Genomic DNA, 13,145 nt, shown 5'->3' on the forward strand with positions numbered 1-13,145 from the left:
GTAGTAGGAGTGCGTTATCCGACTCCCGTCTATCGGTTCCGACGGTGTGGCAAAGACGGACGTGGGGAGAAAGTATATCAGTCGACAGTCCTTCCGTTGAGATGTTAGAAACGTTTGTATGAGCGACAATACCGACACAGACGCGGCTCCCGACCCTGAGCGGGACGCCGGTAACGCCGAGGATGGGACGGCGACCGAGAGCCACGAGGACGTGGCCGACGACGAGCCCTCCGATCTGCCGGCGGACGAACCGGCTCCCGACGAACCGACGGCCGGTGACGGGGCTTCGTCAGAGACGACGCTGGGAAGCGACGTGACGGTCGACGGCGACTCGAACCTCCGCGAGGACGAGGAGGAACTACTGGGTGGGTTGGACATCGAGACCACCGCCGACATCCAGGTCCCCGAACGACTCGTCGACCAGGTCATCGGGCAGGACCACGCCCGTGACGTCATCAAGAAAGCGGCCAAACAGCGCCGCCACGTGATGATGATCGGCTCGCCCGGGACGGGCAAGTCGATGCTCGCGAAGGCGATGAGTCAGCTGCTCCCCCGAGAGGAACTCCAGGACGTCCTGGTCTATCACAACCCCGACGACGGGAACGAACCGAAGGTCCGGACCGTTCCGGGCGGCAAGGGCGAACAGATCGTCGAGGCCCACAAGGAAGAGGCCCGCAAGCGAAACCAGATGCGGACCTTCCTGATGTGGATCATCATCGCCATCGTCATCGGCTACTCGCTGATCATCGTCCAGCAGATTCTGCTGGGCATCCTCGCGGCCGGTGTCATCTACCTCGCGTTCCGCTACGGCTCGCGTGGCAGCGACGCGATGATCCCGAACCTGCTGGTCAACAACGCCAGCCAGAAGACCGCCCCGTTCGAGGACGCGACCGGCGCCCACGCTGGTGCGCTGCTGGGCGACGTCCGCCACGACCCGTTCCAGTCCGGCGGGATGGAGACGCCGAGCCACGACCGTGTGGAACCCGGCGCCATCCACCAGGCCAACAAGGGCGTGCTGTTCGTCGACGAGATCAACACCCTGGACATCCGCAGCCAGCAGAAGCTGATGACGGCCATCCAGGAAGGCGAGTTCTCCATCACGGGCCAGTCCGAGCGCTCCTCGGGCGCGATGGTCCAGACCGAACCCGTCCCGTGTGACTTCATCATGATCGCGGCGGGGAACCTCGACGCGATGGAGAACATGCACCCTGCGCTCCGCAGCCGTATCAAGGGCTACGGGTACGAGGTGTACATGGACGACACCATCGAGGACGACGCCGAGATGCGCCGGAAGTACGCCCGCTTCGTCGCTCAGGAAGTCGAGAACGACGGGCGGCTCCCGCACTTCACCGAGGCCGCCGTCGAGGAGGTCATCCTCGAGGCCCGCCGACGTGCCGGCCGCAAAGGGCACCTCACGCTGAAGTTCCGTGACCTCGGTGGCCTCGTTCGCGTCGCCGGCGACATCGCCCGCGCCGAGGACCAGGAGCGGACCACCCGCGACGACGTGCTCCAGGCCAAGCGCCGCTCCCGGTCCATCGAGCAACAGCTCGCGGACAACTACATCGAGCGCCGCAAGGACTACGAGCTCACCGTCAACTCCGGCGACGTGGTCGGCCGCGTCAACGGACTGGCGGTCATGGGCGAGGACAGCGGTATCGTCCTCCCCGTCATGGCCGAAGTCACGCCCTCCCAGGGCCCCGGCCAGGTCATCGCGACCGGGCAGCTCCAGGAGATGGCCGAAGAGGCCGTCCAGAACGTCTCGGCCATCATCAAGAAGTTCAGCGACGAGGACATCTCGGAGAAGGACGTCCACATCCAGTTCGTCCAGGCCGGTGAGGGCGGCGTCGACGGCGACTCCGCTTCCATCACGGTCGCCACGGCCGTCATCTCCGCGCTGGAGAACGTCCCGGTCGAGCAGAACATCGCCATGACCGGCTCGCTGTCGGTGCGGGGCGACGTGCTCCCGGTCGGCGGCGTCACGCACAAGATCGAGGCCGCCGCGAAGGCCGGCCTCGACACGGTCATCATCCCCGAGGCCAACACCCAGGACGTGATGATCGAAGACGAGTACGAGGACATGATCGAGATCATCCCGGTCTCGCACATCTCCGAGGTGCTCGAGGTTGCGCTCTCCGGCGAACCGGAGAAAGACTCGCTGGTCGACCGCCTCAAGTCCATCACGGGCAAGGCACTCGAACACGAGGTCGGCCGCCAGGGCGGCAGTCCCAGCCCGCAGTAACCCGTGCCCGAGTGGGCCGCCTTCGTCGGCCTGACGGGCCTCCTTCTAACCGCGCTGCTCGCGCTCGCACGGCTCTCGCAGGACGCGCTCCCCGCTGACGGGGGCGGCCTGACTGCGACCGCAGACTCCCTGCAACCGAGCCGCGTGGCCGACGGTCCGGACCCGACATTCCCCCGGTTCGAGACGGCCGAGGCCGCCGCGCAGCGCCGCCAGCTGCAGGGCCGTCTCTCGTCGACGGACCTCTCCGCGGGCACGCTGTTCGCGAACGTCGCGCTCACTCAGGGGCTGTTCGGCGCGCTCGTGGTCGGCGGTGCCATCTTCTTCGACATCCCGGCGTGGGCCTTCGGCATCACCGATGTTCCGCTCTCGACTGGGCTCCCCGCAGTCGCGCTCGGCCTCGCGGCCGGCGTCGGCTTCTGGGTCGGCAACGAGGTGGCGGCGTCGCTGGCCGATGGCTTCGGCATCGCCGTCGACGAGTCGCTGCGGGAACTGCTAGGCCCCGACTCGGTCGGCGGGTGGGCCGTGCTGCTGGGACTCGTCTTGCCGACCATCGCTATCGTCGAAGAACTCCTGTTTCGCGGCGCGGCCATCGGCGTCCCCGTCGCCGGTCTCGGCGCCCCGGCGTGGGCGATGGCTGTCGTCTCTTCGGTGGCGTTCGCACTCGGTCATGGGGCGCAGGGCCGGGCCGGCGTCCTGGTCACGGGGACGCTCGGGCTCGGCCTGGCGGGGCTGTTCGTCCTCACGGATAGCCTCCTGGTCGTGGTCGTCGCCCACTACCTGGTGAACGCGCTGGAACTGATCGTCCACGAGGGGCTGGGTATCGACCGGCTCGCCCTCTAGAGGCCCTCGACGACGCGGAGCTTCTGTTCGACGGCCGGCGGGGCACCGCTTGGCCCGTCCCGCACCCGGTGGTCGGGAACCAGCAGCGGGACGGGGTTGGCGTCCAGCGCCTCCCGGACCAGATTCAGGTCGTCCATCTCCTCGGCCGAGAGGTCCGGCGTCATCGAGGCGACCTTCTCGACGGTCGCGTTCTCGCCGTAGGGAATCTGCCTGACCGCCTCCAGCACTTTCCGCTGGTCCGTCGGGACCGTCAGGCCGACCGTGACGTCAGCGAAGTCGTCCCTGTTCCCGGTGAGATACTCGTCGATACGGTCGAGCAGCGGATGGTCGTCGCTTGTGTCGTCCTCGGGTTGCGTGGGGAACGTGACCGAGATAATCCGGTCCCCCGCCTCGCCGAACTGGACGTACCGGTCCAGATAGTCCGACTCGCGGGCGTAGATGCCGGCGTCCCCCGTCGGTGCGCTCATGTCTCTACCGTCGGCGGGTCGCCCCTTCAAGATTCGCCCGAGAAGTACGGTAGCGTTTAGTTACGAAAATAGGAGCGCAAACAGCCAGAAAGCCCCGGCTGTCATCGGTCGCTTCGAGCCGATAACGTCCCTTTCAGTCCCACCTATGTCGGCTGACCAACCGGTTTCGAGTGGGACGACTACGCAAGCCTTATGAACATCTCTGTACGTTAGTGTACGGTAATGGACGCTAGTGAGGAAGAGATGGCACCGGAGGTCGCCTCGATTCTGGCGACGGCCCGCGAACGGGGCGGTGGTGACGAGCGCGTCTCAGTCGACGCGCGGTCGCTGGCCGACGCCTTCGAGCGCGCCGAGGCTGACGGCCGCGTACCGCTCATCGCCGAGGTGAAACCGACGAGTCCGACCGCCGAGGGCGAGCGGACCGACGACCCGGTCGAACTGGCCGAACAGATGGTCGGAGGCGGCGCGGCCGCGCTGTCGGTCCTGACCGAACCCGAGCACTTCGGCGGCTCGGCCGAGACGCTTCGACGGGTGCGCGAAGCCGTCGACGTCCCCGTCTTGCGCAAGGACTTCGTCCTGCACGAGGACCAGCTCGACGTCGTGGAGTCCGACGTGATTCTGCTCATCGTCCGGTTCCTAGAGGAAGACGGTACGGACGACCTCGCGGACCTACTCGCGGCCGCTCGCGAGCGGGGCTTCCAGGTCCTCGTCGAGACGCACACCGAGGCCGAGGTGGCGAAAGCACTCGACGCCGGCGCCGAGTTCGTCGGCGTCAACAACCGCGACCTCGCGAAGCTCGAGGTCGACCTCGCGACGTTCGAGCGCGTCTCGGCGTCGGTCCCCGAGAGCGTCACCCTCATTGCGGAAAGCGGCATACACACGCCCGACGACGTCACGCGGATGCGCCGGGCCGGCGCGGACGCGCTGCTGGTCGGGTCAGCCATCATGGACCACGGCGGCGATTCGGACGTGGCCGAGAACACCCGACGACTGACACACCCGGAGACAGAGACATGAGCACGGACGACGCACACGACCCCAAGTTCGGCGAGTACGGCGGACAGTACGTCCCCGAGGCGCTGATGCCAGCCATCGAGGAGCTGACCGACGCCTACGGGCGGTACGTACTGGAAAACGAGGACGGTTTCATGGACGAGTTCCGCGAGCGGTTGGCCGATTTCGGTGGCCGGCCGATTCCCCTGCAGTACGCGGAGCAACTCTCGGAACGCTACGACACCGACGTCTACCTGAAGCGGGAGGACCTGCTCCACGGCGGCGCGCACAAACTCAACAACGCGCTCGGACAGGTCCTGCTGGCGAAGTACATGGGCAAGGAGCGCATCATCGCCGAGACCGGTGCGGGACAGCACGGCACCGCGACGGCGATGGCCGCCGCGCACCTCGACATGCCCTGTGAGATCTACATGGGCAAGACCGACATCGCCCGCCAGCGCCCCAACGTCTTCCGGATGCGCATCAACGGGGCCGAGGTCAACCCCGTGACCGTCGGCCGCGGGACGCTCAAGGAGGCCATCTCCGAGACGATGCGCGACTGGGCGACCACCGTGGAGACGACGCACTACGTCATCGGTAGCGTCGTCGGCCCGCACCCGTTCCCGAAGATGGTCCGGGACTTCCAGTCGGTCATCTCCGAGGAGGCCCGCGCGCAGTGCATCGAGAAGACCGGCGGCCTGCCCGACGCGGTGCTGGCCTGTGCCGGCGGCGGGTCGAACACGATGGGCGCGTTCGCGGAGTTCGTCGACGACTCTGATGTCAGTCTGTACGCCGTCGAGGCCGGCGGCTCCTCGCTGCAGGTCGACGAGGAGGAAGGTGTCGCGCCGAACTCCGCGTCGCTGTCGACGGGCGGCGAGGGCGTCCTCCACGGTGCACGGACGAAACTCCTGCAGGACCGCGACGGGCAGATCATGGAGTCTCACTCCGTCTCGGCCGGCCTGGACTACGCCGGCGTCGGTCCCGAACTGGCCTACCTCGTCGACGAGGGCCGCGTCACGCCCGTGAACGTCGACGACGACATCGCGCTGGAGGCGTTCCACCGCCTCTCCCAGGACGAGGGTATCATCCCGGCCCTTGAGACGGCCCACGCCTTCGGCTACCTCGAGGAGCACCACGACGAGGTGGGCGACACCGTCGTCGTCAACGTCTCCGGTCGCGGCGACAAGGACTTAGAGACGGTCATCGAGGAGACGAGCAAGCGCGACCTCGACATCGCGCCGGACATGAGCGTCTTCGAGCAGGTCGGTGGGGGGATGCTGTGATGGCGCTCGAAGACGCCTTCGCCGACGAACCGGCGTTCGTTCCCTATCTCGCTGCCGGCGACCCGAACTACGCGGCGTCACTGGAGTACGTCGAAGCGCTCGCTCGCGGCGGCGCGGACGTCATCGAACTCGGCCTGCCGTTCTCGGAACCCATCGCCGAGGGCAAGACCATCCAGGACGCCATCGTCCGCTCGCTCGAAGCGGGGATGACGCCCACTCGCTTCTTCGAGTTCGTCGAGGACCTCGACGTCGAGGTCCCCATCGTCTGCATGACCTACTACAATCTGATTTACCAGTACGGTGACGAGGAGGGGCCCCGTCCCTTCGTCGAGAAGGCCGCCGAGGTCGGCATCGAGGGCTTCGTCGTCCCGGACCTGCCTGCCGAGGAGGCCGGCCCGCTCCGGGCGGCCTGTGACGAGTTCGACATCGACCTCGTCTTCATCGTCGCGCCGACGACGAAAGGCGAGCGCTTAGAGAAGATGATGGCGCAGGTCTCGGGCTACGTTTACGTCCAGGCGCGCCTGGGCGTCACCGGCGCGCGCGACGACGTCGACGACGCTACCGAGGCGTCGCTTGCCCGTCTGGCCGACTGGGACGTCCCGAAGGCCGTCGGGTTCGGTATCAAGACCGGCGAGCACGCCGAACGCATCGTCGCCGCGGGTGCGGACGGCGTCATCGTCGGCTCCGCCCTGGTCGACATCGTCGCCGAGGGTCACGAGAGCGGCGCGTCGGTCGACGACGTGGCCGACGAGCTCGAGGCGAAGGCCCACGAACTCAAGCAGGGGGCCCTCCGGGGGGCACAGGAACGTCCGCAACCGGAACGCACATAATCGTTCTTGCCACACTCTCGCATATCATGAACGCAGGTAAGCGCACACGCTTGGACCGCATCGGGACAGACGAGAAGTACGTCATCGTCCCGATGGACCACGGTATCACCATGGGCGCGGTAAAGGGCCTCAAGGACATCGAATCGACCATCGACGCCATCACGCGCGGCGGGGCCGACGCCGTCCTCACCCAGCGCGGTATCGCGGACCGGGTCCACCCGAACAAGAACGACGCGGGCTACATCGTCCACCTCAACGGGTCGACGACCATCGGGCCCGACGAGAACGACAAGCGCATGACCGGCACCGTCGAGGACGCCATCCGGGCCGGGGCCGATGCCGTCTCCGTCCACATCAACGTCGGCAGCCAGTACGAACCCGAGCAGATAGAGGACCTCGCCGCCCTGACCAGTGAGGCCGAGCGCTACGGCCTGCCCGTCCTAGCGATGAACTACGCGCGCGGTCCGGACATCGACCCCGACGACGACGACTACAACCAGGCCGTCGGCCACGCCGTCCGACTCGCCGAGGAACTCGGTGCGGACCTCGTCAAGACCGGCTACACCGGCGACGCAGAGACCTTCCAGCACGTCGTCGAGTCGACGTCGCTGCCGGTCGTCATCGCCGGCGGCGCCAGGGGCACCGACGAGCAGACCCTGGACATGGTCCGGGGCGCGATGGACGCCGGGGCAGCCGGGGTCTCGATGGGGCGGTCCATCTTCCAGCACGACGACCCGGAGAAGATCGCACGCGGCGTCGCCAGCGTCGTCCACGACGACGCGAGCGCCGCGGAGGCGCTGAGTGACGCCGAACTGGCCGCCGAACTCTAGAAACTGAACAGCGACAGCACGCGGCTGGCGACCGACTTGTCGTCACCCTGGCTCTCTGCTGTCTCGTCCGTTTGTTCGCCGCCGTCCGCTTCGGTCTCCAGGTCTCCCGTCGGTTCCCGACGGGCCGTTGCGTCGCCGTCGGTGTCTGCAGGCTCTCTGGGGGTCGACTCGACCGTGGAGTTCCCTCTTTCGGTAGCGTCCGCATCGTCGGACCCGTCTGCGTCCGTATCGTCGGATTCGTCCGCGTCCGCATCGTCGGACCCGTCCGCGTCCGTCTCGTCGGATTCGTCCTCTTCCGTCGCGGGCGCCCCCTCGGCTGCTGGTGTGGACTCGTCCGCGTCGGCCGATGTCGCCGCCTCCTCTTCCTCCGCCGGTACAGACACAGCCACGTCAGCTGACGTCTCCCCCTCGTCCGCTGGTGCCGACTCGGTGTCGCCCGATCCGGACTCCGAACCCGAGGCGTCCGCTTGTGATTCCACTTCGGAGGCGTCAGTGCTCTCCTGCTGTGTATCGTCGTCCTCGCTGTCAGACTCGTCTGCGTCCGCCGACTCCGTTGCCTCGTCCTGGGCGTTATCGACGCCGCCCGTCGCCTCGGTATCCGCGACCGCCGCTGTCTTCTCCCCGTCCGTCGGGGTTCCGTCCGTCTCGGTGGGCTCTGTGGACGACACCGTCTCGTCAGCTTCGTCGGTGTCTGCGGGTTCTGCTGCTTCGTCACGGCCGCTGGTGGATTCCTCGTCGTCGGCGCTGTCTGCCGCTGGCTCCTGGCCAGCCTGTGCCGCTGACGCCCCGTCCGTGGAAAATTGTCGAGTGGCGGAGAGCCCTTCGCCACCGGTCGATTCCAGGTCACGAGTTCCCCCACTGTCGGCCGCTACTTCTGCGGGCTGCCGAAGCGTGTCCTCGCGCTGTGCAGCCTGAGCCGTCCCGTTCGTCTCGGCCGTCTCGCTCGTCTCTGCCGACGACATCTGACCCTGGAACTCGCGTCCCGTTCTGTCAGCCTCGACCAGGCGGCTGGCGACTTTCCGGTAGGCGATGGCGGCACCACTGTTCGGCGCGTTCGAGACGACCGGCCGGCCCTTGTCCTGTGAGTGTGGAACCGCCTCGTCCTCGGGGACGTGGCCGAGCAGCTCCACGTCGAGGAACTCCGCGACTCGTTCGGCGCCCGGTGACGCCCCGGTCCCCGACTTCGTCAGGAGGAGTCCTCGGATGTCACAGTCGACGCGCTCTGCGAGCTGTTTCGTGTTCTGGACGTTGCGGACCGACGCCACGCGCGGCGTCGAGACGAGGATGGTCTCGTCGGCGACCTGGAGCGGTCGGACCGTCTCCTCGCTCAGTCCGGCCGGCGTATCGAGCAGGACGATGTCGTAGTGCCACCGGAGCGCCTGGACGACGTCGGGGAGCCGTCGGAGGTCCGTCTCCGCGTACCCCTGAAGGTCCGTCCCGCTGGGGACCACCGAGAGTCCCGAGTCGGTCTCGTACGTCGCCGCTTCGACGTCGCTCTTCCCGGCGAGGACGTCGTGGAGTGTCGTCGCCTCGGTGACGTCGATGTCGATATCGAGGAAATCGACGAGGTTTGCCATCGCCAGGTCGAGCTCGACCGTGACGGTGGCGTACCCCGCGGCCGCGAGCGACGCCCCGAGGTTGATACTCGTCGTCGTCTTTCCCACACCACCCTTGGCCCCAGCCACCGCACAGGTAAATCTATCTTTCATCGTTAGCAAGTCACGAGGTACGTATCAGTCTATGTGTTATTAGATAATCTTGATAACTCTTTCGTCCCGTTATCTTCACTGATATCACGTTACGGAACCGCCAGGTATTGCCGGTTGAACACGTCCGGGGCCGACGGACGCGGCCGTCTCGTTCACCGCGTCCGCCGACCGAACTGCAGGTTTCGCCACGTTCAAGCCCCATCGTCGCGGACGTGGGCGTATGACACGAACCGTGTGGCTCAAGGCCGACGACGAGGTCGGCGACTGGGAGACGCGAAAGCGGCGTATCACTGCCGGCCTGGAGGCCGGCGTCGACTGGGTGCTCGTCGACGAGGCCGACGTCGAGAAGGTGCGTGACCTCGGCGCGGTCAACGTGGCGGCGTTCACCAACGGCGACGTCCACGTCATGGACGCAGAGGCTACCGACTCGGACGCCGACGCGACGGTCGTCGGCAAGGACGGCGAGGGCGACGGCACGGTCGACCTGCCCACTGATTTCTCCGGGTCTGCGGACCTCTCTGCACTCCGCCGGAACGACGCCGCCCACGAGGGCGGGTACGTCCGCATCTTCGACGAGGACTACGAGGCGTTCGCCGAGGAGGTCGCCAGGGAAGCCGAGTTCACCATCGTCATCGGCGAGAACTGGCAGATCATCCCGCTGGAGAACCTCATCGCTCGCATCGGCGACGAGACGGACCTCATCACCGGCGTCCAGTCGGCCGACGAGGCCCGCACTGCCTACGAGACGCTCGAACACGGCGCCGACGGCGTCCTGCTGGACACCGACGACCTCGACGAGATCCGCAAGACCGTCCAGGTCCGCGACGAGATGGGGCGCGAGACGGTCGACCTGGAGTACGCCACCGTCACCGCGGTCGAACAGACCGGCTCCGCCGACCGCGTCTGTATCGACACGGGCAACCTGATGGAACACGACGAGGGGATGCTCGTCGGGTCGATGGCGCGTGGCCTCTTTTTCGTCCACGCCGAGACGGCAGAGTCGCCGTACGTCGCCTCGCGCCCCTTCCGGGTCAACGCCGGCGCGGTCCACGCCTACGTCCGCACGCCCGACGGCGGGACGAAGTACCTCTCTGAGATACAGTCCGGTGACGAGGTCCAGATCGTCGACGAGAACGGGCACACCCGTGAGGCCATCGTCGGCCGCGCGAAGATAGAGAAGCGCCCGATGTTCCGCGTGCAGGCAGAGACCGACGAGGGGGACCGCATCGAGACGCTGCTCCAGAACGCGGAGACCATCAAGGTCCACACCCGCGACGGCCGCAAGTCGGTCACGGAGCTCGAGGCCGGCGACGAGATTCTCGTCCACTACGAGGACACGGCCACCCACTTCGGCGAGAAGATCGAAGAGAGTATCATCGAACAGTGACGCTGCGCTCGGTCTTCGAGAACCGCTGATAGGAACTATCTGCTCGGGGCGCATCTCTCCGAGCGGTGACCGCGCAATGTCGACCCCGATTCCCCCGTGGCAGCGCCGCACGACGGCGATCGTCGTCGTCCTCGCTATCGGTTCTACCCTCCTCGGCCTCTTCAGAGCGGGCCACTATCCGCCGTCGCTCCTCCCGGCCTTTTACGTCCAGGACCTCGTCATCCTGCTCGTCGGCGTGCCGGCACTCGCGTTCGGTCTCCGGTCCGCCCGTGCGGGGTCGCTCCGCGGCCGACTCCTCTGGCTCGGTGCGCTCGCGTTCATGACCTACATGTGGGTGTCCATCGGTCTCCAGGTCCCGTTCAACGGCTTCTTCCTGGGCTACGTCGCGCTGTTCGGGCTCTCGCTTTTCACCTTCGTCGGCGGCGTGGTCGGCACTGACGCCGACGCCGTGACCGAGGCAGTCGGGGACGTGATCTCGGAACGCCGCTACGGGGCTGTCCTCGGGCTCATCGCCGCTGGCCTCGCCGCGCTCTGGCTCTCGGAGCTGGTCCCGGCCACGCTCACCGGGACGCCCCCGCTGCTCGTCGAGGAGGTCGGCCCGAAGGCGCTAGTGTCGCACTTCCTCGACCTCGCCGTCGTCGTCCCCGCACTGACCGTCGTCGCCGCCTGGCTCTGGCAGGGCCGTCCCTGGGGGTACGTCCTCGCCGGCGTCGCGCTCGTCTTCGGGGCCCTCCTCGCGCCAGCAATCGCCAGCATGACCCTCGCCCTGTTTCTCTCCGGCGGCGTGACGCTCCCGCTCGTGGCCGTCGTCTTCACCGTGCTCCCGGTACTCGTCGCCGCGGCCTTCGCCGTTCGATACCTCCGTCGGATTCCCGGGCGAGACCGTCTCGCGGGTGCAGACAGCGACCGCTCGGTCTAACGTCTCCCATCAGGATTCCTCAGTTGGCTGCCTGAGCGTCAGCGTCGACAGTCCGGCGAGGACGAGCAGGGCGGCCCCGACGGCGAACGACTGTGACCACCCGAGCCGCGCGACGAGGAGCCCCGTGACCGTGCCGCCGAAGACGCCGCCGGGAATCTTCGCCGCGTAGACCAGCGCGTAGTTCTCCGAGGACCGTGCCCGTCCGTAGTACTCCCCGACGAGCGACGGGAAGATGGCGAACACCGGACTCCGGAAGAAGGCGGTCCCGGCGACCAGGAGGACGAACAGCGCCGGACGCCCCGCCAGCCCGGTGAGTATCGCGCCGCCGAGCGAGAGGCCGCCGAGCACCAGCGAGACGCCGACGGTCCGCTCCCCGCCGACGCGGTCCGAGAGCGTGCTCATGACGATGATACCCAGCGCGTCGGCCAGCGCGACGACCGATGCAACCACCGTCGCCGTCCCGGCGCTCAGACCCAGCCCGGTCGTGAAGCCGACCGACTGGCCGATGAGCATCAGACCCACCCCGTTGACGATCAGCATCACCCAGAACAGCACCCAGAACTGCCAGGTCCCCAGGACGGTTCGCCAGCCGACGCTCTCGACCACGTCGACCGTCTGTCCGGTCTCTGTTCTCCCGTCGGCCGTCTCGGTGCGCTTTGGCGGGTCGCGGACCACCACCGCTGCCAGGAGCCCCAGGCCGCCCACTAGCGCGCCGAGGGCCAGCAGGGTGGCCGTGTAGGAGGCGTCGATACGAGCCCCGACGAGCGGGATGAGGGCGGCGCTCACGGCGCTGAACGCCGTCGTGACGACGCCCATCGCCAGCCCCCGCCGGTCGGTGAACCACTTCACCGGCGTGTTGACGGCGACGGTGTAGGCCATCCCGCTGCCGGCGCCCCCGAGGGCGTAGGCCAGCGCGGCGACCGGGTAGGTCGTCGACAGACCTAGCCCGGCGTAGCCGGCGAACATGCACACCGACGAGACCCCGAGCACCACGCCGGGACCGTACCGGTCACGGATGCTGCCGGCCGGGAACTGGACCAGCGTCTGGGTGACGACGAACAGCGTGAAGACGGTCCCCAGCGCCGCTGGCGACGCACCGACGCGGGCTCCGACGGCGCCGCTGAGCGTCGTCCAGACGAACTGGTAGGTGCCGGCCGCGCCCATCACCCCCGCGGCGACGACGACCAGTACCCACCGGCGCGCTGGCTGTTCCGTGGCGCTGCCGGCCACGTTCAGGCGTCGTCCACGTCAGCCGGTTCCAGTCTGGTCGTACACCAGTGACAGAACTCGAGGTCCTCGTCGAGCTCCTGCCCGCAGTTGGGGCAGGTGTGACCCTCGACGACTTCCGTCGCCTGGTTCTCCTTGGTCGCCATCCAGTAGGCGTCGGCCATGCTGAGCACGGTGATGGCGAGCAACGCCACCGACGCCTCCAGGGGCAGCGCCTGCGAGGCTGCGACGAACGCCTCGACGCTGAGCGCGTCCGGCATGACGTCGCCACCGACCAGCAGCGTCGTCGTGCTGACGACGAGGCCGAACCACAGTATCGCCCGCAACCACTCCCGCAGGTAGACGTGGCCGAGGCCGGGGTAGATGAAGGCGAGCAAAGCGGCGAGCCACGGCCGCTTGCGTCCTGTCTCGGTCATTAATT

General features: G+C 67.6%; 12 protein-coding genes. 8 read left to right on the forward strand and 4 right to left on the reverse strand.

Annotated features, from left to right (window positions below; all coding sequences use genetic code 11):
• The first annotated feature begins 118 nt into the window (after positions 1 to 118).
• Both lonB and P1L41_RS08590 read left to right on the forward strand, forming a co-directional pair.
• A complete protein-coding gene (gene lonB / locus P1L41_RS08585; protein WP_276295316.1) occupies positions 119 to 2,239 on the forward strand; it encodes an ATP-dependent protease LonB in 2,121 nt (706 codons plus the stop codon).
• Positions 2,240 to 2,242: 3 nt separating this feature from the next.
• Positions 2,243 to 3,079, forward strand: a complete 837-nt coding sequence (locus P1L41_RS08590) for a CPBP family intramembrane glutamic endopeptidase (RefSeq protein WP_276295317.1) — start codon at positions 2,243 to 2,245, stop codon at positions 3,077 to 3,079.
• Here the strand turns inward: P1L41_RS08590 and P1L41_RS08595 are convergent.
• On the reverse strand, positions 3,076 to 3,546 hold the full coding sequence (locus P1L41_RS08595; RefSeq protein WP_276295318.1) for a methylated-DNA--[protein]-cysteine S-methyltransferase: 471 nt from the start codon (positions 3,544 to 3,546) through the stop codon (positions 3,076 to 3,078). The two genes, P1L41_RS08590 and P1L41_RS08595, sit on opposite strands and share 4 nt — an antisense overlap.
• A gap of 222 nt (positions 3,547 to 3,768) precedes the next feature.
• Here P1L41_RS08595 and trpC point away from each other — a divergent pair, with 222 nt between their 5' ends.
• From trpC to P1L41_RS08615, 4 genes are read left to right on the forward strand one after another with little or no spacing between them, the layout of a single operon-like run.
• The gene (gene trpC, locus P1L41_RS08600) at positions 3,769 to 4,563 is read left to right on the forward strand and encodes an indole-3-glycerol phosphate synthase (protein ID WP_276295319.1); all 795 of its coding nucleotides are present in this window, start codon (positions 3,769 to 3,771) and stop codon (positions 4,561 to 4,563) included.
• Complete coding sequence (trpB, locus tag P1L41_RS08605; protein WP_276295320.1) at positions 4,560 to 5,822, forward strand: tryptophan synthase subunit beta; 1,263 nt, start codon at positions 4,560 to 4,562, stop codon at positions 5,820 to 5,822. Before trpC ends, trpB begins: the two co-directional genes overlap by 4 nt.
• The gene (gene trpA / locus P1L41_RS08610) at positions 5,822 to 6,652 is read left to right on the forward strand and encodes a tryptophan synthase subunit alpha (protein ID WP_276295321.1); all 831 of its coding nucleotides are present in this window, start codon (positions 5,822 to 5,824) and stop codon (positions 6,650 to 6,652) included. The genes trpB and trpA overlap by 1 nt, the downstream gene beginning before the upstream one ends.
• A gap of 26 nt (positions 6,653 to 6,678) precedes the next feature.
• Positions 6,679 to 7,482, forward strand: a complete 804-nt coding sequence (locus tag P1L41_RS08615; RefSeq protein WP_276295322.1) for a 2-amino-3,7-dideoxy-D-threo-hept-6-ulosonate synthase — start codon at positions 6,679 to 6,681, stop codon at positions 7,480 to 7,482.
• On the opposite strand, the gene P1L41_RS08620 is transcribed toward P1L41_RS08615, so the two are convergent.
• Complete coding sequence (locus tag P1L41_RS08620) at positions 7,479 to 9,146, reverse strand: AAA family ATPase (protein ID WP_379788692.1); 1,668 nt, start codon at positions 9,144 to 9,146, stop codon at positions 7,479 to 7,481. The two genes, P1L41_RS08615 and P1L41_RS08620, sit on opposite strands and share 4 nt — an antisense overlap.
• Positions 9,147 to 9,411: 265 nt before the next feature.
• On the opposite strand from P1L41_RS08620, the gene P1L41_RS08625 reads away from it, so the two are divergent.
• The gene (locus P1L41_RS08625; protein ID WP_276295324.1) at positions 9,412 to 10,578 is read left to right on the forward strand and encodes a 3-dehydroquinate synthase II; all 1,167 of its coding nucleotides are present in this window, start codon (positions 9,412 to 9,414) and stop codon (positions 10,576 to 10,578) included.
• A gap of 76 nt (positions 10,579 to 10,654) precedes the next feature.
• Complete coding sequence (locus P1L41_RS08630) at positions 10,655 to 11,497, forward strand: hypothetical protein (protein WP_276295325.1); 843 nt, start codon at positions 10,655 to 10,657, stop codon at positions 11,495 to 11,497.
• A gap of 9 nt (positions 11,498 to 11,506) precedes the next feature.
• Here P1L41_RS08630 and P1L41_RS08635 read toward each other — a convergent pair whose 3' ends face one another.
• Both P1L41_RS08635 and P1L41_RS08640 read right to left on the reverse strand, forming a co-directional pair.
• Positions 11,507 to 12,727: an MFS transporter gene (locus P1L41_RS08635; protein WP_276295326.1), complete on the reverse strand. Its 1,221-nt coding sequence runs from the start codon at positions 12,725 to 12,727 to the stop codon at positions 11,507 to 11,509.
• 2 nt (positions 12,728 to 12,729) lie between these two features.
• Positions 12,730 to 13,140, reverse strand: coding sequence for a zinc ribbon domain-containing protein (locus tag P1L41_RS08640; RefSeq protein WP_276295327.1), 411 nt, complete (start codon positions 13,138 to 13,140; stop codon positions 12,730 to 12,732).
• Positions 13,141 to 13,145 lie beyond the last annotated feature (5 nt).

Origin of the sequence: Haloarcula ordinaria (assembly GCF_029338275.1) — an archaeon.
Classification (GTDB): Archaea; Halobacteriota; Halobacteria; order Halobacteriales; family Haloarculaceae; genus Haloarcula; species Haloarcula ordinaria.